The following is a 19053-nucleotide window of genomic DNA, read 5'->3' as shown; positions in this document are numbered from 1 at the left end:
CCATGGCGTCAACCAACATCGCGCGGCGATCCGCCTTTGCGAGCTTGATCGGGACATGCATCGAACTCTACGATTTCTACATCTATGCGACTGCGGCGGCGATCGCATTCAACACGCTGTTCTTTCCGACATACGATCCGGTAGTGGGTACGCTGCTGTCGTTCGCGACCTTTGCCATCGGCGCCATCATGCGTCCCCTTGGCGGCATGGTCTGCGGCCATTTCGGCGATCGCATCGGGCGGAAGTCGATGCTCGTCTTCACGCTGATGACGATGGGCGTCTCGACCTTCTTGATCGGCTTGCTGCCGACATACGGCCAGGTCGGAATTCTGGCCCCCGTCATGCTGGTGATCCTTCGTACCGTGCAAGGATTTGCCTTTGGCGGAGAGTGGGGCGGCGCGGTGCTAATGTCCGTGGAGCATGCTCCTGCCACCCGAAAAGGTTTCTACGGCTCGTTCACGCAGATGGGCTCGCCCATCGCCTTGTTCTTGTCCACCGGGACCTTCTCGCTCCTGTCGACACTTCCTCAGGATAGTTTCCTGAGCTGGGGCTGGCGGATCCCATTTCTTGCCAGCGCGTTTCTCGTGATCGTCGGCATGATCATGCGCATCGGATTAGTCGAATCACCCGAATTCGCCGCTCTGGCGAAGAACAACGAGCTCGCAAAGCAGCCTGTCACCGAGGTTTTCCGGGAGAACTGGCGGGCCATTCTGATCGGCACGGGTGTCGTATTGAGTACGGTCGTGGCCTTTTACGTGCAGACGTTGTTCGTCGTATCCTACGCAGTGCAATCGGTCGGAATTCCCCGGCAGACCGTACTCAACGCAGTGCTGGTCGGATCGGCCTTCACGCTGGTCATCATTCCACTATTTGCCCTGCTGTCGGATCGCTTCGGACGTAAGCCGATCGGTCTTTTCGGCGCTCTGATGACTGTTGGCGGCGCTTTCCCCTTCTTTGCTTTGGTCCGCCTCGGCACTTTCGAAGGCGTTACTGCGGCAGTCTGCATGGCCTTATTTGGCACGAGTGCGCTCTATGCCGTACTACCGGCCTACGTCGCGGAATTGTTCAAGCCGCGGGTGCGATATAGTGGAATATCGATCAGCTACAATTTTGCCTCCGGATTGATCGGGGGTTTCAGCCCTGCCATCAGCGCTGCTCTGTTCGCATGGGCCGGCGCAACGTGGCCGATCGCACTCTATCTCATGGGTATCGGCTGCATCAGCGCATTGTCGCTCTGGGGCGGTCGACATTTCGTCGCCCAAGCCACCGAAGACGAGCCCGACTTGGCGCTGGCGAGCCAGGTGCGCCCGTGAACCGACGTGAATTGTTGGCTGCGGCTGCTGGAGGCTGCCTTCTTCCGCTGTCCACCCGAGCTGACGCGACGGTGATGCGTCACGTGCCCGCTACCCTGCCGAACTGGAGAATGATTGCGATGCAAGTCGATGCCCTACAGCCGGATGTGAACCTGTCGAACTGGAGGCAGTCGCCTCAAAACCATCACGCGTTCCATCATCTCCCGTCCGAAATCGCAACAGCACGCGTCCGATCCGGTAGCAAAGAAGCCCAGTTTCCCAACTCATCCAAGTCGATCGAGACGTTTTCGCTCCGGTTACCCAATGGCTCGTCCTTGGGCCTCGAGCCGTTTCTGGCGGCGACGTCGACCGACGCCATGATCGTGCTGCACGACGGGCGGCTTGTTTACGAGGCTTATCGCAACGGCATGGAGCCGAACTCGCGCCATATCGCGATGTCCGCAACCAAGGCTGTCATTGGTCTGCTGACGGAGATCCTGGCGGCGGATGGAGCGATCAAGCTCGACAGGCCCATTACTGCCTATGTGCCCGAGGTCGCCATCTCGCCCTACGCAGCCGCGCGCGCGAGGGACTTGCTCGACATGCGCGTGGCTGTCCGTTTCGACCCGGCGCAGGAGAGGCGCTACTCACGATCGGTCGGATGGGAGCCGCCCGGCGATCCCAAGACGGATATCCGGAGCTTTCTCTCCAGGCTCAGTGGCCCGGCTTGGCCGTGCGGAGGCGGCTTTACCTACCATTCCGCAAACACCGATCTGCTCGGATGGGTCATCGAGAGAGCAACCTCCGCGAAGGTGCAAGACCTGCTCTCCGAGAAACTATGGACTCCGATAGCCAGCGATGATGCCGAGCTCACCCTGGATTGGGACGGCTTTGCCCGTAGCGCAGGCGGACTCTGTGCGACGGCCCGCGACCTGGCGCGGCTCGGGCAGGTGGTTTGCCTCGACGGTTCCTCCGGCAGCGCGAAGATCTTCCCGAGCCACATCGTGCAAGGCCTTGCCACCGGCGGTGATCGCAAGGCGTGGAGCTCCGGTCAGTGGGGTGAATCGTTCGCGCCCATCAGCCGAAGCATGAGCTATCGCAGCGGATGGTATACGATCGACACCGATCCGGACATATTGTTCGCCATGGGCATCCACGGTCAGAACCTATTCGTTGACCGCAAGAACAAGATCGTCATGGCCAAATTCTCATCCTGGCCGCAACCCGTCGATGGTCGAACGATGTGGCTGACGCATGCGGGGTTCGACGAATTGCGCAGGTGTCTACGATCGAGCTGATGACGCGTCGGCACTAACCTTGCCCCGTGCCTAAAGTCGACCGATGAGCGTTGGCTACATAGGGTGAGCCTATCGATCGCTGTGGTTCGCCAGGATGAGGTGCTCCGCTGATGGCAGGGTGAAACGAGGCTCGATACCGAGCAGCGGGGCAATTCTCGCGATGACGCGGCCTCCAGTGGGCGCGGCATTCCAAGCCGCCGCAATATTCCCGTGAGTTTCGGTCAGTCCCGACGGCTCGTCCAGCATGATAAGAACTTGAAATCGCGGCTCGTCAGCGGGAAAGACCGCGATGAAGGATGTCAGCACGCGCTTCTTCGCATAGCGTCCATTGACAACCTTCTCGGCTGTTCCGGTCTTTCCGCCGATGTAATATCCGGCCACGTCCGCCTTTCGTGCAGTTCCTACTTCTGCATTGAGGCGCATGAGGAAACGCATTTTCTCGCTTGTCTCAGCTTTGATAACGCGTTTTGAGATCAAGGCCGCTTCGGACTCATTCCTCTTCAGAAAGGTTGGGGGAATCAGGAGGCCGCCGTTCACAAGGGCATCAACACCCATCACGGCCTGGAGTGGCGCTACCGCTACGCCGTGGCCAAACGAAATGGTGACAAGGTTTATGTCGCCCCAACGCTTTGGAAGAAGTGGCGTCGCCGCCTCAGGAAGTTCGGTCCGAAGTCGAGATAATTGTCCCATCTTGGCGAGGAAGGCTTTTTGAGCCTGCACCCCTTGTCCGAGCGCAATCCGCGCGGCCCCGATGTTGGACGAATAAGTGAACACCTCTTTCGTCGTGATGAATCGGTGCTGCAGTTCGTCATCGTGGATCGTAAACTTTCCATAATGAAGATTGCTTCGGTCGTCCCATGTGGAGTTCAGGCTGATCTTTCCCGAGTCCAGCGCCATCGCGACAGTGAACGCTTTGAAGGTCGAGCCCATTTCATAGACGCCAGTGGTTAGTCGGTTGATGCGATCGGGGGCGCTGGCTTCTTTGGGATTGTTCGGGTCGAAGTCGGGCAGCGAGGTCATGGCCACGATTTCGCCCGTGCGCACGTTGCTGACAATGCCGGATGCCGCCTTTGCGTGATACTTCTGCTTCGCGCTGACGAGTTCGTCGCGCAACGCGTGCTGAACCCTGAGGTCGACCGAGAGCTCGATCGGCACCTGCTGTCGATCGGTCGCAAAGCCGGCCCGATGAAGATCCAAAAGCCCGCTGCTATCGAGCCACTTCTCGATCCCGGCGATGCCCTGATTATCGATATTAACAAGCCCTAGGACATGCGCCATTTCCTGGCCACTCGGATAGACGCGCTTGTTCTCGTTCAGGAAGCCTACACCTGGAATACCTAACCGATGTATGTCCTGCTGCTGCCGAGACGTCACATCGCGCTTCAACCAGACGAAGCCTTTGTGGGAAACCAGTCGCTGCCTTAATTCAAGACCATCGATGTCTGGGAGCGCTGCCGTGAGAAGCTCAACCGCTTCGTCCTTATCGACAATGCGACGCGGTTCAGCGTAGAGCGAGGGAACCTTGACATCGATCGCCAGAATTTGCCCGTTGCGGTCGAGAAGCTCTGGGCGAGCTGTAGCAACAGCATCGACTGCGCCGGCGATCCGCAAATTGTGCCCCTCTCCGACGATTGCGATCTGCGCGAGCCGTAAGCCTATTAAGCCGTAGAGGGCCGCAAATGCTATTGCCGCAAGCGCAATGCGGGCCCGCGTCTTAGCTTCGCGGCCCTTGCTTCCGTACAGGAATAACTGCGTCAGCCGCCGGCTGAATGGTCTTGCGGGGCTGGGCATAGAGACTTGCGAGAGAAAAGTGCCTGGAGCAACGAGGCGCGACCCGCTGACGCGGAGGAGGCGACATTTACATCGACCTAGCACGCCCGGCGGGCGGTGTCTACAGAGTGGACATGGTTCTCATATTTTTGTTTTCGATGCCAGTTCCGAAGAACGTGAGCCCGACGCCTGGACTTGGGCGGCGAGGGACACAGCACAGACCTCAGGGTTTCCGGCCAGCCCGAGATTGCGATTTCAGAGTTTTAGAGTGCGTTTCAGCTTCTTGGGTGAGATTGCCGGACTGGAAGCCGAGGAGGCTGGAAATTCTGTGTCCGGCGTCTACGACAAGATGGGCAAATTCTTCCAGGTGATCGTCGGTGACCCTTGCGCTGGGACCGTACAATCCGACGGCACCGCTCACCGCTCCGCGATGATCGAAATAGGGCGCCGCGACTGCAACGGCACCGAGGACGACTTCGCCGCGGCTTGTCGTGTAGCCTTTCCGTCTGGCGATCGCGAGGGCCTGCTCCAAATTGGCGCGATGCGCGTCCTTCGGCATCTGGCTGAGAAACTCGGCCTGGCGATCGCTGTCCATGAAGGCCAGCATGGCCTTGCCCGTCGCACCCTGCGCGATGCCGAGGGATTCGCCGATACCACGACTGATCGACAGAAAATGCCGGCTTTCGCATTCGAATACGCAGATCCTTCGATCGTGCTGCAGTTTGAACAAGGCTGCAGTTTCGCCGGTCGCGTCGCGCAAGCCTTCGACAATTGGCCGCGCAACGTTGACGACCTCCAGGGCCTTGAGCCACACGTGCGCAAGACCCATGACGCCGTTCGCCAGCCTGAAGCGCTGGGGATCACCTTCGGCCTCGATCAATCCTCGTTGAGAGAGCGTATGAAGCATTCGATAGAGGGTAGGCCGGCTAAGTCCCACGCGCTTCTGAATATCGATCACACTCATGGTGGGAGTTTCGGCGCTGAATGATTGCAGAATCGCTATCGCGCGGTCCACGGCTCTCACGCTGCTTGCGCCGGAGTCTTCCAGATCGGATTCGGTTGCTTTTGCCATGACGCCTGCTTCGGTCCTGAGATGGAGCGACAGTACTGGACCCGAAGACCGAGACACAACTTGAGCCCGTCTATGCTGTGGACGGCATGAATTGAGGATCTGTGTCTGCCGGTCAGCCGTCCGCACCCGATCGACCGTTTCGTGTCTGTCAGGTGGACATGGTTATCATATTTTCTTAGACGGCGCGAAGCGGTTGCCAAGGCAGGCCCGCAGTCCGGAGGTGTTCCATGAAACCTAGTCTCTGGCCCGGCGCAGTGCTTCCTTAAGCTTATCCCTCTCGCTCTCCCATCGTCCATCTTCGGCTTCGATGCGCTTCTCCAGATCCCGCCGCTCTCCTTCGAGGGCTTCCGAACGTTCTTCGTGCTGCCGCTGCGCTGCCTCCAGCGCCGCCTGTGCTTTCGAGACAAGCTTCTCCCGCTTGGCCCGCTCCTTCTCCCGAGCAGCCTCTTCCCTCCGCCGCTCGGCCTCGCGTCTCTTCTGCTCGCGCTCGAACTCAGCGGCGGCGTTGCGCGCATCTTCGGCGCTGAGCGCGGGCACCGCCTTCTGCTTGGGGGCGGGATGACGCCTTTTCTTCGCGCTTCCAGGCTCGTCATCCAGGTCAGGCAAGTCGGCTTGCTCCGCGAAGCGGCCGCTCGATCCGGCCGGGCGCTTAAGGACCACGCCCGGCTTCTCCATGGTGGCGGCGACCACGGCCGGATCTTCGGTCTCCTTGGCGGCCCCCTGATGGAACAGATTACTGCCGGCGCCCCACGCCTCTAGCGCCGCCTTCATGGAGGGCGCAGCGATCGCGAGATCGTAGAATCCGAGCGAGGTCTGATAGGTCTTCAGCTTACGCGGCACGGGAGCTTACCTGCACGATCGTGAGGCTTCAGCGTACCATGTGGCGTAGGGCGTGTTCTTTGCCATATGGCGGTTCAGGTCGGGCGAGCCGTCTGTCCACCAGACCGGCCCCCGCTCGCCCAGCGCTCTCTTGGCCTTGTCCACGGCGCGGTGCGCCGAGGCTTCGGCCTCCGGGTCCTCCGCCGCCTTGGCGGCTCGAACGGCGCGCCTGGCCGACATCAGCTGCCGTGTCAGCGCGGAACGCTCGGGCTCTCCGAGCCTCGGATCGGCCATTCGCCAAAGGCGCCCGCGGACCACGAAGTAGCGCCCATCCGGAGTCACGGGATGTTTCAAGCCGACTCCCGCTGGCGGCCGGGGGCTGGCTTCTTTGCCGGCGCTTCCTTGGCGGCAGCCTTCTTGCCGGGGATCGGCATCAGCATCTCCTTCTGATCGGCAGCAGCTTTCTTCGGCTTCTTCGCGGGCTTGGCCGCCTCGGAGGGCTGCGCATGCTGCCCGACCGAGCGGCGCAGCGGCTGCATGGCCTGCCGGTGCGGCAGGATGAATTAAATGAGCAGAAAGAGAATGTTCTTTCTAAGCAGCAGTTCCTTCCGCCCGCGTCCGCCCGGCGGGTGCCGGATTAGATCGTGTTCGCAACCGTACACATTCCGTGGGAGTGATCAGCGTGGGAAACGTTGCGCCGCCGACAGCAGCACGCGTCGCTACATCTTCTCCTTCAAGCCCCGCTTGAGAAGCCACCAGTTGGCCGGATACGACGTGGCGAAGCCGAACAGCATGGCGATCTGCATCATGAACCAGAATTCGACGGTGTTGACATCCAGCCGGGCACCGAGCACGTGCCGGAAGATGTAGAAATTGGCGAATGCCATGAAGCCGTACATGCCGATCTGCCAGGACGCGATCGAGATCGTGTCGGGCTTGGCGGCTGCGATGAGCCCCTCTCTGAGCGACAGGCCCCGCATCGGCGCGATCGTGAAGTACTGGAAGAGGATTCCGAAGCCGTAGGCGAGCAGGAAGTCGAGGATCCAGACGGCGAACATCTTTTCCGAGAACAGGCTTTTCCAGCCGAACGCGACGGCCACGGCGGGAACGCCGAAGGCGAGCCATTCGGCAATGATGTCCCCGAGGGCGCATCCGCTGCCGCAGTGAAGCGAGCCGTTGGCGACCATGATCGGGAATGGAGTCTGCCGGGTGTTCGGCGGCTTCTCGCCATGCGCTTTGGCGCGATGGATCTTCTCCTGGGTCGCGAGCCGCCCATAAGCGAAATATTGCCAGACGACCCAGACACTTCCGAACAATGCGGTCACCGGCCAGACCACATCCATGATCCACATCTGCTGCGGATGGCGAACCACATCGATCGCGATGATCAGAGCGCATACGACGCCCAGGACCAGAAAGACGAGCGAGAGAATGTGCAGCCAATCCGGAATCAAGGGACGCGTCCGCCTGATGTCATTGACCGGCGCTATCTGACGGGTAGGTGCGCGGCAGGTGCTGCACGGTGATCCACTGATCTGTTGTGAAGGCCGCGACGGCCCATTTGCCGCCAAAGCGGCCGATGCCCGAATTCTTGACGCCGCCGAACGGATTGTTCGGCAGATCGAGGACAGGCTGGTCGTTGACGTGAGCCATACCCGCTTCCATCCGCTGGCCGAAGCGTGCACCACGTGCGAGATCGCGGGTGAACACACATGCGCTCAGGCCCTGGGTGGTCGCATTGGCGGTCCGCAAGGCATCCTCCTCATCGCGCACGCGGATGAGAGGTGCGACGGGTCCGAAGATCTCGTTGGTGGCGATCTCCATGTCGTTGGTGACGTCGGCGAAGACGTGCGGCTGGATCACGAGACCCTCCGGCTCGCCGCCCACGAGCTCACGGGCGCCGCCGGCGCGGGCCGAGGAGATCAGCTCGTTGATCGCCTCGAATTGACGGCGGTTGACGATCGGACCGATCATTGTGTCGGGCTGCTGCGGATCTCCGACCTTGAGATGGCGGACCGCCGCAGCAAATCGCTCCGCGAACTCATCGTAGACGGCGTCGACCACGATGAAGCGGTTGGTGATCATGCAGATCTGCCCCTGGTGAAGAAACTTGCCGAACACGGCAGCCCGCACCGCCAGATCGAGATCTGCATCCTCGAGCACCACGAACGGGCCGTTGCCGCCAAGCTCCAGTTCGACGCGCTTGATGATGTCCGCGTCCGCCATCGCCATCCTCGCGATACCGCGGCCCACGGTCGTGGAGCCGGTGAACGAGATCACGCGGGCGGCGGGATTCTTGACCAGAGCGGAGCCGATCCGTCCGCCCGAGCCGACCACGACGCTCAGGAGACCTGCCGGCAGGCCGGCCTCCTCGTAGATCTTGGCGAGCAGGGTCCCGCCGCTGACCGGCGTGTCGCTGGCCGGCTTGAGAACCACGGCATTACCGACGGCCAAGGCCGGAGCTACGCTGCGATTGGAAAGCTGCAGCGGCCAATTCCACGGGCTGATCACGCCGACCACCCCGACCGGCTTGCGATAGACGCGGCATTCCTTGCCGGGAATGTCTGCGGGCAGGATCGCCCCCTCGACCATGTAAGGCATCGATGCCGCGGCGAGCATCACGGCCTGCGCAGCCTGCCATTCCAGGTTCGCCTTCAGCCGGGTCGAGCCCGCCTCACGGATCAGCCAGCCAACGATCTCTTCGCGGCGTTTGACCATGACATCCGCCGCGCGTTGCATGACTGCAGCGCGCTCGGACGGCAATGCGGCCGCCCATTCGCGTTGAGCGGTGACCGCAGCGGAGTAGGCGGCCTGCACGTCCGATTCATCAGCTTCGACGATCTCCAGCAGTGTGTCGCCCGTGAACGGATCCTTGTCTGCAATTCGATCCGTACCGCTCCCGGCGCGCCACGTGCCGCCGATGAGCATGCGATCGAGTCCATCATGATTGAATGGCAAGGGGAGTCCTCCGGCACGGATCTGTCGCGCGTGTCACTGACGTCAATGAGCTCTCTCGCCGGCAACCTGCAGCACCACCTTGCCGTGCACGTGGTCGTGCTCCATGTGCTCGTGGGCCTTGCCGACGTCCTGCAGGGGAAAGGTCGAGTCGATCACGACGGTCACCTTGCCGGTCTCGATCAGGCGCGCGATCTCCGCGAGTTGCGCTCCGCTCGGCTCGGCCATGTAGTTGGTGGCGCGCACGCCGCGGCGTTCGGCTTCGTCCTGATCAGGCTTCTGCAATGTGGAAATCAGGGCGCCACCGCGCTTCAGCACGGTCCAGGACCGGTCCTGGGTGTTGCCACCGATCAGATCGAATACCAGGTCAGATGTCCTGAACAGCGTCGTCGAATTGTTCGTTCCTGTAGTCGATCGCCTTGTCCGTCCCGAGCTTGCGGACGAACTCGACGTCCACGTCCGAGACGGTGGTCGCAACCCACGCACCGGCATTCTTGGCGAATTGGATCGCGAAATGTCCGATGCCGCCCGATCCACCATGGATCAATACTCTCTGCCCGGCCTTGAGGTGGCCGTGATCGAACAAGCCCTGCCACGCCGTCAAAGCGGCGAGAGGGACGGCAGCGGCCTTGACGAAGTCGATGCCGTCAGGCGTCTTCGCCGCGTCAGCCTCATGGACGCGCACAAACTCCGCGTAGCCGCCGACCTCGCGATCGAGCATGGCATACACGGCATCGCCGGTGCGAAACCGCGTGACGGTATCGCCGACACGCTCGACCAATCCGGCAACATCGCGTCCGAGCACTTTCGGCAATTGTTCCTGTTTGACTGCCGGATAGCCGCCGGAACGGGTCTTGTAGTCGACCGGGTTGACGCTCGCTGCCCGCACGCGAACGAGCAGGTCGCCTTCGCCGGGCTGGGGCATTGGCATATCGTCCAACACCAGTTCGGAAGGGCCGCCGAACGAGTGGATACGGACCGCGTGCATGATTGTGATTCCTTGGACGAGAGCGATGAGCTTCCGTCGGGCCTAATGAGCCGGAAAGAAGGCGGTTCCAAACGATCGAAGATCGGGGACCCTGCTCGCAGCTCCCCTGGATCACCTCGCGGGCAGACCGCTGCAGTCGCGAGGTGCGAGAGAAGACATGAGGATGGACGTACGGAGCGTACCGATCGCGGGACGTGAAGCAGCAGTCATTTCTGCTGCTTGGGTTCGATTGAAGAATCCGGACCAGCCAGAAACCTGCAACCCACGGCCAATGCGGCGCCGATCGCGGTGGCGATGGTGCGCCGCCAGGCCGCATCCGGTTCGGGTAACCCGGTCAGCGCAATCAGGAAGACGACAGTGGACGTGATCGCGAATGAAAAGGCGGCGTAATTGACACGCTGCAGGGTATATGTTGACCACGCCAGCGCGATGACACAACTAACCAGGATAATGCCGTCCGGCCTGACGATCACCGCGAAAAGCGTCGCGGAGATCGCGCCCAGAAAGGTTCCGGCAATGCGCTGAGCGGTGCGAACCAGGGTGTCGCGCCGCTTGGGTTGCAGAATGATGAGGGCCGTCATCGGCACCCAATATCCGTTGCCCAAACCGAGATAGCGCTCAATCAGGATCGCCGCGCTGACCGTTCCGCCCGCAATGGCCGCATAGCGCAGCCCAGCTTGTCCGCTGATCACGCATCGGAAGAGCTCGACCAGCCAGCCGAGCCTCGAGCTTGGCGGTGGGGCCTCTGCTCGAGGGACGTCACTGGCTGCGCCGAACGGGTGCCAATGCCAGGCAACGACGATGACAAGGGTCTGCAAAGCCGCACCGGCGAAGACCAACAAGCCTCGCATCAGCGCGGCCGGGAGTTCGGGTGGACCGCGGGCGGCGAGCAGGAACGCGATCGACCACTGCAGGGTCAACCACCATGGCGCCTGCCCATACTGCGTGGCGAAACCGCAAATCGCTGCGATGCCGCCGCCGACGAGAGCGCTTCCAAGCAGGCTGTCGGACAGAAGTGCGCCAAGGAAGCCGCACACGCCCATGCCGAAACCGGCCAGGATCATGGGAGCAGAGCGCAGGTGGGACAGTCGTTGATGAGCGCCAAATCCGGTCGGAAACGCCCCCATCGTCGCGGCCATTCCGGACTGCGGAGATCCTGAGAAAAGTGCGACGAGAAGACAGGCGGCGACGGCGATCGTTGACACGTTGGCAGCTGCGAGCTGGACAGCCGACCATCTGAATTCAAAGGCGGTGCTCAGCAGTGACTTTCGCTGTTCCACCGCGCGGGGTGTCAAAGGGGGGCGCGGCGACCAATGCTGTCGCGGACGTCCATTACGATCAGTCGCATTATTCCAGTCATTGTTGCGGAATCCACCTTCATGCTGGATTGCCAAGCACGGGGGCACTGGATCGCTCGGGTGCGGAGCAATCCGGCCTTGCGGGCAAACCTGTTCGTCGCATCGTCGTTCCTGGGCATGCGCCAATCCTGCGCCGTTGGATAGAAACCCTCACGACGTTTTGTCGTTGGTCGTCAAATCTGGACAGGCGGTGCGAGGAGGCGCGGCATGGCTGCTCATGCTGGAGAGACGGCAGAACAGACCGGCGATTTCCGCTGCGAACGTTGTCACCAAACGACCCACGTGACGAAGGGGCACAAAATTCCGAAGTGCTCCCACTGTGGTCACGCGACGTTCGACACACGGCGCAACGAGCCCTGACATATCGGCATAAACCAGTGCCGTGGGACGACCGTGGTCTTCTCAGGCGCGGGCATCGGTCAATCCACCTCGACAGGAACATAAAGTGAGCTCATCGCTGCTAATCAATGGCCAACCCTACGATCTGTCTTGCGATCCCCGCGCCACGTTGCTTGACACGCTGCGCGAAGCTCTCGGACTGACCGGTACCAAGAAGGGCTGTGACCTCGGTCAGTGCGGCGCCTGCACGGTATTGGTGGGCGGCCGGCGTGTACTGTCCTGTCTGATGCTGACGGCGACGGTCGACGAGGAGGTCACGACGATTGAAGGTCTATCAAAGGAAGGCGAGCCGCTGCATCCGATGCAGCAGGCGTTCTGGGATCATGACGCCTTCCAATGCGGCTATTGCACCCCGGGTCAGATTTTGAGCGCGATCGGCTGCATCGCCGAGGGCCACGCAGGGTCGGCCGAGGACATCCGCGACTACATGAGTGGCAATCTCTGTCGTTGCGCCGCCTATCCGAGGATCGTGGAAGCTATCCAGTCCGTCGTGTCGGCTCGCGCCGACGACACGATCTCAAGCTGAGGCCTCTCTGATGCGCCCTTTCGAGCTCCAGACTGCAGGCAATCCTTCGGATGCCATTCGAAAGAGTCGGGACGCGAGCCGCGCGCAGTCGGGCGCGCGCTATTTGGCGGGTGGAACCAACCTGCTTGATCTGATGAAGCTGGAGGTTCTGACACCACGAATGCTCGTCAGCCTCAAGCCGCTGCGAAGCAATCTGGGTGCGATAGAGATCGATGAAGGAGGGCTGCGTCTGGGCGCGATGGTGCGCATGTCGGAGGCCGCCGATCACCCGATCATCCGCCGCGATTACCCGGTGATCGCGGACGCGCTGCGGCTGGCCGCGAGCGCCCAGCTGCGCAACATGGCGTCGCTCGGTGGCAACGTCCTGCAGCGGACCCGCTGCCAATATTATCGGGACACGAGCTGGCAGGCCTGCAACAAGCGTGAACCGGGTTCGGGATGCCAGGCGATCACAGGTGTCAATCGCCGGCTCGCGGTGCTCGGGGTCAGCGAGCATTGCATCGCAAACTACCCGGGCGACTTCGCGATTGCATTGGTGATGCTCGGTGCTGAAGTGGACATTCTCGATTCGGCCGCCGCGCCGCGGACCATTGCGTTCGAGGATTTGCATCGCAGCCCTGGCGACACGCCGCACTTGGAGATCAACCTGCAACCGGCGGATCTGATCACGTCGATCCGCATTCCTGCCGGCCGCTGGACCCGCCGATCGCGCTACGTGAAGGTGCGAGACCGCGCCTCCTATGATTTCGCCTTGGCGTCTGCAGCGGTGGCACTCGATCTGGCCGCCGATGGTCGCGTCCGCTCGGCCCGGATCGGGCTTGGCGGGCTCGTCGCCAGGCCGTGGCGCGCCGTCGAGGCCGAAACCGTGCTGAATGGACGCGTGCTGGACGAGAGCGCTGCCCAGGAGGCTGCCGAGGCGGCCTTCGCTGGCGCCGTCGTCCACAGCGAGACCGGTTTCAAGCCGGAGCTCGGCCGCCGCACGCTCGTGCGTGCATTGCTGGAAACAGCCGAGCTGGAGGTGAGCGCATGAGCGGTCCGGAACAGATCCCAACCGGACCGCTCGGTACGGCCACGCGCCGGATCGACGGCCGCGCCAAAGTCACGGGGCATGCGCGATACCCGTCGGACGAGCCTCTTCACAATGCGGCCTATGCCCACCTGGTCACGAGCCGCATCGCGCGCGGCCACATCGCTCGCTTTCACCTGGAGGAGGCGCGCAATCTCGCTGGTGTGCTCGACATCCTGACGTTCGAGAATGTCGGCCAGCAGGCCAAGCCGCCGAAGATGATGACGGGCGGCGGCACGACGACGACGCTGCAGGACAACCGGATCTGGCACGACGGGCAGATCATCGCGGTTGTCGTCGCCAACAGCTTCGAGATCGCCCGTGAGGCCGCAGGCAGGATCCGTGTCGATTACGACGAGGAGCCGCCGAGCCCGACCTTCGACAGTCCTGGCGTCGAGGCGCATATTCGAGAGGCCGGGGAGCACAAGGACTATGACGTCGGCGATGTGGACGCCGCGCTCGCCAGGGCTGAGGTCGTCGTCGACGAGTGGTACGAAACGCCGACCCAGCACCACAACGCGATCGAGCTGTTCACGACCACATGCGCGTGGGACAACGGCCAGCTCACGATCTGGGAGCCGAGCCAGTTCGTCTACGGGCTCCGCGGCAACGTGGCCCAGCAGATCGGCGTCGCGCCCGAGCAGATCCGGGTCATTTCGAAGTTCATCGGTGGCGCGTTCGGCTCGAAGGGAGGGGCGACGGCCCGCACGGCATGGATCGCGATCGCCGCGCGACGGATCAACCGCCCCGTGAAGCTGGTCGCGACCCGCGGCCAGGGTTTTACGATCGCAACCTACCGTGCCGAAACCCGTCACCACCTCCAACTCGCCGCCACTAAGAATGGCATCCTTGACGCGGTCAGGCATGAGGGCTGGGAGGTCACCAGCCGGCCGAGCAACTACAACGTTTCCGGTAACGAGACGACCGCGCGGATGTATGCTTCGCCGAACGTGAAGACGAAGGTCAACGTCGTTCACGCCGACCGCAACACGCCCGGCTTCATGCGCGCTCCACCAGAGACGCCCTACATGTTCCCGTTGGAATGCGCCATGGATGAGCTGGCCCATCGCATCGGGTGCGATCCGATCGAACTCAGGAGGCGCAACGAGCCGGAGCGGGACCCCGTCACCGGCCTGCCATTCTCGAGTCGGCACTTGTTGCGCTGCTTTGACGAGGCGTCCGAGCGCTTTGGCTGGGCGAAGCGCGATGCGAAGCCGCGCTCCATGGCGGACGGCGACTGGCTGGTCGGCTGGGGCTGCGCCAGCGCGGCTTATCCAGCGAACATCGCTGCGACCGCCGCTCGCGTCATGTTGCGGCCAAACGGGCAGGCCAGGGTCGAGATTGCCGCGCATGACATCGGCACCGGCGCCTATACGGTCGCGGCGATCATTGCCGCTGACAAGCTCGGGTTGGACGTCGGGGATGTGCAGGTCGACCTCGGCGACACGAGATTGCCACCGGCTTCGCTTGCGGCTGGCTCCAGCCATACGGCGACGATTTCGCATGCGATCGGCAAGGCGTGTGACGAGCTGAGCGAGCGGATCATCCGGGCTGCGACAACCACCAATAGCGGGATGTTCGCGGGGGCTGATCCGCGCGCCCTCCGCTTGCAGCAGGGCAGGCTGGTCGGACCAGGCGGGGCGAGCGAACAGCTGTCGGACGCCTTGAAGCGGCTAAGCCCCGGCGCGCTCGAGGCTTATGCCGAGAACATCCCCACCGGTCTCAAACCCGAGGCACTCGCTCAGCTCTACAGCGGCCAGCCTCCAATGTCGCGCGGCCATAGCCGCCAGGAAGTCACCGCCTATGCGTTCGGCGCGCAATTCGTGGAGGTGCGCGTCCATCGTCGCACCTGTGAGATCCGCGTGCCGCGGATGGTCGGCGCCTTCGCCTGTGGGACCATCGTCAATGCGTTGACGGCCTACAGCCAGTTCATGGGCGGCATGATCTGGGGCCTCGGGGCCGCACTGGAGGAGAAGACGGAGATCGATCCCGTCGCCGCGCGCTACGTCAACAACAACATTGCCGAGTATCTCATCCCGGTGAATGCCGATGTGTGCAAGGTCGATGTGCTGATGCTGCCTGAAAGCGATGACGACGTGAATCCGCTCGGAATCAAAGGCATTGGCGAGATCGGGATCGTTGGCATGAATGCGGCGATTGCCAACGCTGTGTTTCACGCCACTGGCCGGCGTGTTCGCCGGCTGCCGATCCGCATCGAAGATCTGCTGTAGCGTGGCGCATAGGAACGGCGCCCTCGAACTCCCGTTGCCCGGGGAATGTCTCGGGCACACGGAGAGCTGGCATGAAGGCGGTAGTCTATCACGACAAGGGCGACATCCGGCTCGAGGAAGTCACCGATCCCACGATCGAGCAGCCGACCGATGCCATCGTCCGGCTTACGGCCTCGGCCATCTGCGGCACCGATCTCCACTTCGTCCGGGGCTCGTTTTCCGGCATGGAGCCCGGTACGATCCTCGGCCACGAGGGTGTCGGGATCGTCGAGCAGGTCGGACCCATGGTCCGCAACTTCCGGCCGGGCGACCGTGTCGTCATCGGCTCGACCATCGCCTGCGGCAGCTGCTCATACTGTCGCGCAGGCTACTTCGCGCAATGCGACAACGCCAATCCCCATGGCAAGCGTGCCGGGACGGCCTTCTTTGGCGGCCCGGGACCGACCGGGCCCTGGAACGGACTACAGGCCGAGAAGGCGCGGATTCCCTACGCTCACATCGGCATGGTCAAGATTCCCGAGAATGTCACCGACGATCAGGCGATCCTCGTGTCCGACATCTTCCCAACCGGCTATTTCGGTGCCGATCTCGCAGACATCCATGAAGGCTCGACGGTCGCCGTATTTGGTTGCGGCCCGGTCGGGCAATTCGTGATGGCCAGCGCGCGGCTGATGGGCGCGGGCCGCATCATTGCCGTCGACCACCATCCCGATCGGCTCGAGATGGCGCAGCAGCAAGGCGCCGAGATCGTGAATTTCGACAACGAAGATCCGGTCCAGACGATCGTCGAGATGACAGGAGGCATCGGGGTGGATCGCGCGATCGATGCCGTCGGCGTCGACGCCGAACATCCTCACCATGATGCGGGGGCGGTCCAGGAAGACCTCGAGACGGCGCTCGACTCCGCCGCGCATGCCGTGGAGCCGAAATCTGCCGAGACGCATGCGCATGCGTACAAGCCGGGCGATGCGCCCGGCCAGGCGTTGGACTGGGCGGTGCAGGCGCTCGCCAAGGCCGGGACGCTCTCGATCATCGGTGTCTATCCGCCGACGCAGCGCGAGTTCCCGATCGGCGAGGCGATGAACAAGAACCTCACGATCAAGATGGGCAACTGCCATCACCGCAAATATATCCCCCACCTCCTTGACCTGATCGCCTCTGGCGCGATCGATCCGCTCAAGATCCTGACCAAGACCGAACCCATGGGGTCGGTGATCTCAGCTTACGAAGCGTTCGACGCACGTCAGCCGGGGTGGCTCAAAGTCGAGTTGAAGCCCGTCGCGGCATAATTCAACTACGAGGCTCTGGGCAATTGGTCCCTTCTGCCGCCGGTTGAAGAAAATCTGCCGTACGCTTGATCGGGGCTTTGCGGTATCCTTGGCAATTGCTGCATGCGGACTGAGACTCGAGTCACATAGCTCTGGCGGAATCGCCGCGAAATGGCCGGGCTAGGTCTGCCGCTGAAATGTGAAGAAGGCGTGCCGCATAAGTCCCGCGCCGCGTTTCGCTGGCAACGGCCTTTTCGGTAGGCTGGGCGAATGCTGGCGCTACTCCGGGCTCCGCGCGGGGACGCTCATCTCCCCCGCTACTTGATTGCCAGAGCGCAGTTAGCGCAAAGAATCGACAGGTCGTGGGCCGCATGCATACAAAGCCTCTCACGCGCTGTGAAGAGGTCATCAAACGACGGTCTGACCTCATGTTGCTACAGGCTCAGTGATCATTCCGCACGCACATGTGTTAACGGGTTGGCACGTGCGGTGACGCATGGCGACCCTTGCCGTGGCGGCCGCTCGCGTTGATCGCTCCGGCAACATCAACGACCTCGGCTCGGCCGAGATTCTGAACCTTTGTTGATGCATCGCGTTTGCAGCCGGGTCGCCTCGATCTATCAGTGCCGCTGGCGTGGGACCGGTCCGAGGGCGAGCGGGAGGGAAACGATGCCGGGACGCTACCGCCTGCTTTGCGCGATCATTCTGTGGGCGGGCTCGGCGCATTCGCTGGCCGCGCAGGGCAATCCCGGCGGTGCTGTTGCTGTCGGCGTCATCGCCGCGGCGGAGCGCCCGATGACCGAGACCGAGCAGTTTTTGGGACGCATCGAAGCCGTCCGTCGCGTTGACTTGGTCGCACGCGTCACGGCCTTTCTCAACAAACGCTCGTTCACCGAAGGCGGCGAGGTCAAAGCGGGCGACAAGCTCTATGAGCTGGAGAAAGGACCTTTCCAGGCTGACCTCGCCGCGAAGCAGGCGGTGGTTGCCCAGCTCCAGGCAACGCTCGAGAACGCCCGGCTCACCACCGAGCGTGCGAAGGCGCTGCTCAGCGGTCCTGCCGGATTGCAGTCCAACTACGACGCGGCCATTGCCACCCAGCGGAGCCTGGAAGCGCAGATCAACGCCGCTCAGGCCCAGGTCGAGGCGTCGCAGATCAACCTGAACTATACCGACATCACCGCGCCGATCGACGGCAAGATCGGCCGCACGGCGGTGACCGAGGGCAATGTCGTCAGTCCTTCATCGGGTGTGTTGACGACGATCGTGAGCCAGGACCCGATGTATGTGACGTTCCCGATCGCCGTGCGCGAGGCGCTGGCGCTGCGCGACCGCTACGCGCCGAAGGGCGGATTCGAAGCGGTCGCCATCCGTATCCGTCTGCCGAATGGGCGGCTGTACGATCAGCGCGGACAGCTCAATTTCGCCAGCAACACCATTACGACCAACACCGACACCATCACCGTGCGGGGTCAGATCGCCAATCCGCCGATCTCGGCCGGCCAGGATGGCTCAGCGCCCAACCGCGAACTGGTGGACGGCGAGTTCGTCACGGTCCTGCTCGAGGGCGTGCAGCCCGTGGAGGTCCTGGCGGTGCCGCGCGCAGCTGTGCTGTCCGACCAGCAGGGCAGTTACGTTTTCGTGGTCGGGGCGGACAACACGGTCGAGCAGCGCCGCGTGCAACTCGGGCAGTCGACGCCGACGCTCGCCAGCGTGACGCATGGGCTCGAGAAGGGCGAGCGCGTCGTGGCCGAAGGCCTGCAGCGCGTGAAGGCCGGCGCCAAGGTGTCGCCGGGGCCGGCGAGCGCGCAGGTCCAGGCGACCATGTCCGACGATAATCTCAACGCAGCCGGAAGCGGCAATGCCGGAGACCCGCCTGTCGGCGCGGCCACGGGTGCATCCAGCGGCGGCAGCAACAACGGCATGACCAGCGACACCGGCAAGCCGACAGCCGCCCCTCCAGCCAGCGGGGCGGGTGGCATGCCCGCCGGCGCGTCCAACAGCGGCCGCTGAC

Annotated in this window: 17 protein-coding genes and 1 pseudogene; 8 read left to right on the top strand and 10 right to left on the bottom strand. The window is 62.8% G+C overall.

Going from position 1 to position 19053, the window contains the following annotated elements; genetic code table 11:
- Positions 1-2: 2 nt before the first annotated feature.
- Positions 3-1313 (top strand): MFS transporter, encoded by a 1311-nt coding sequence (locus ACVILH_RS31535; RefSeq protein ID WP_456716382.1) that lies wholly within the window; start codon positions 3-5, stop codon positions 1311-1313.
- Between the two features lie 119 nt (positions 1314-1432).
- Complete coding sequence (locus ACVILH_RS31530; RefSeq protein ID WP_456716381.1) at positions 1433-2590, top strand: serine hydrolase domain-containing protein; 1158 nt, start codon at positions 1433-1435, stop codon at positions 2588-2590.
- A 69-nt stretch (positions 2591-2659) separates the two neighbouring features.
- Here the strand turns inward: ACVILH_RS31530 and ACVILH_RS31525 are convergent, their stop codons facing one another.
- From ACVILH_RS31525 to ACVILH_RS31480, 10 genes and pseudogenes are all read right to left on the bottom strand, one after another.
- The gene (locus ACVILH_RS31525; RefSeq protein WP_456716380.1) at positions 2660-4381 is read right to left on the bottom strand and encodes a peptidoglycan D,D-transpeptidase FtsI family protein; all 1722 of its coding nucleotides are present in this window, start codon (positions 4379-4381) and stop codon (positions 2660-2662) included.
- A 202-nt stretch (positions 4382-4583) separates the two neighbouring features.
- Entirely contained in the window at positions 4584-5432 is an 849-nt protein-coding gene (locus tag ACVILH_RS31520) for an IclR family transcriptional regulator (RefSeq protein ID WP_456716379.1), read from the bottom strand.
- Between the two features lie 234 nt (positions 5433-5666).
- On the bottom strand, positions 5667-6272 hold the full coding sequence (locus ACVILH_RS31515) for a cell envelope biogenesis protein TolA (protein ID WP_456716378.1): 606 nt from the start codon (positions 6270-6272) through the stop codon (positions 5667-5669).
- A 6-nt stretch (positions 6273-6278) separates the two neighbouring features.
- Positions 6279-6605: a hypothetical protein gene (locus ACVILH_RS31510; RefSeq protein WP_456716377.1), complete on the bottom strand. Its 327-nt coding sequence runs from the start codon at positions 6603-6605 to the stop codon at positions 6279-6281.
- A pseudogene (locus tag ACVILH_RS31505) lies at positions 6602-6790 on the bottom strand (Ku protein); the annotation flags it as partial. The pseudogene ACVILH_RS31505 and the gene ACVILH_RS31510, both read right to left, overlap by 4 nt.
- A 180-nt stretch (positions 6791-6970) precedes the next feature.
- On the bottom strand, positions 6971-7705 hold the full coding sequence (locus ACVILH_RS31500; RefSeq protein ID WP_456716376.1) for a DUF4396 domain-containing protein: 735 nt from the start codon (positions 7703-7705) through the stop codon (positions 6971-6973).
- A gap of 19 nt (positions 7706-7724) precedes the next feature.
- Positions 7725-9209, bottom strand: coding sequence for an aldehyde dehydrogenase family protein (locus ACVILH_RS31495; protein ID WP_456716375.1), 1485 nt, complete (start codon positions 9207-9209; stop codon positions 7725-7727).
- A gap of 42 nt (positions 9210-9251) precedes the next feature.
- On the bottom strand, positions 9252-9524 hold the full coding sequence (locus ACVILH_RS31490; protein ID WP_456716374.1) for a zinc-binding dehydrogenase: 273 nt from the start codon (positions 9522-9524) through the stop codon (positions 9252-9254).
- Between the two features lie 49 nt (positions 9525-9573).
- Positions 9574-10194 (bottom strand): NADP-dependent oxidoreductase, encoded by a 621-nt coding sequence (locus ACVILH_RS31485; protein ID WP_456716373.1) that lies wholly within the window; start codon positions 10192-10194, stop codon positions 9574-9576.
- A 206-nt stretch (positions 10195-10400) separates the two neighbouring features.
- Positions 10401-11399: an FUSC family protein gene (locus ACVILH_RS31480; protein WP_456716372.1), complete on the bottom strand. Its 999-nt coding sequence runs from the start codon at positions 11397-11399 to the stop codon at positions 10401-10403.
- Between the two features lie 360 nt (positions 11400-11759).
- Between ACVILH_RS31480 and ACVILH_RS31475 the strand changes: the two genes are divergently transcribed.
- The 6 genes from ACVILH_RS31475 (at position 11760) to ACVILH_RS31450 (ending at position 19052) form a co-directional block, all read left to right on the top strand.
- Positions 11760-11912: a zinc ribbon-containing protein gene (locus tag ACVILH_RS31475; protein ID WP_456716371.1), complete on the top strand. Its 153-nt coding sequence runs from the start codon at positions 11760-11762 to the stop codon at positions 11910-11912.
- A gap of 85 nt (positions 11913-11997) precedes the next feature.
- Positions 11998-12477 carry a (2Fe-2S)-binding protein gene (locus ACVILH_RS31470; protein ID WP_456716370.1) on the top strand — a complete coding sequence of 160 codons (480 nt, stop codon included), beginning with the start codon at positions 11998-12000 and terminating at the stop codon, positions 12475-12477.
- Between the two features lie 10 nt (positions 12478-12487).
- On the top strand, positions 12488-13507 hold the full coding sequence (locus tag ACVILH_RS31465; protein WP_456716369.1) for an FAD binding domain-containing protein: 1020 nt from the start codon (positions 12488-12490) through the stop codon (positions 13505-13507).
- Positions 13504-15774 (top strand): xanthine dehydrogenase family protein molybdopterin-binding subunit, encoded by a 2271-nt coding sequence (locus ACVILH_RS31460; RefSeq protein WP_456717129.1) that lies wholly within the window; start codon positions 13504-13506, stop codon positions 15772-15774. Before ACVILH_RS31465 ends, ACVILH_RS31460 begins: the two co-directional genes overlap by 4 nt.
- 71 nt (positions 15775-15845) lie before the next feature.
- Complete coding sequence (locus tag ACVILH_RS31455) at positions 15846-17063, top strand: zinc-dependent alcohol dehydrogenase (protein ID WP_456716368.1); 1218 nt, start codon at positions 15846-15848, stop codon at positions 17061-17063.
- Positions 17064-17711: 648 nt separating this feature from the next.
- Positions 17712-19052: an efflux RND transporter periplasmic adaptor subunit gene (locus ACVILH_RS31450; RefSeq protein WP_456716367.1), complete on the top strand. Its 1341-nt coding sequence runs from the start codon at positions 17712-17714 to the stop codon at positions 19050-19052.
- The last annotated feature ends 1 nt before the right edge of the window (position 19053 follow it).

Source organism: Bradyrhizobium sp. USDA 4353, assembly GCF_054063215.1.
This window is presented reverse-complemented; position numbering and strand designations above follow the sequence as displayed.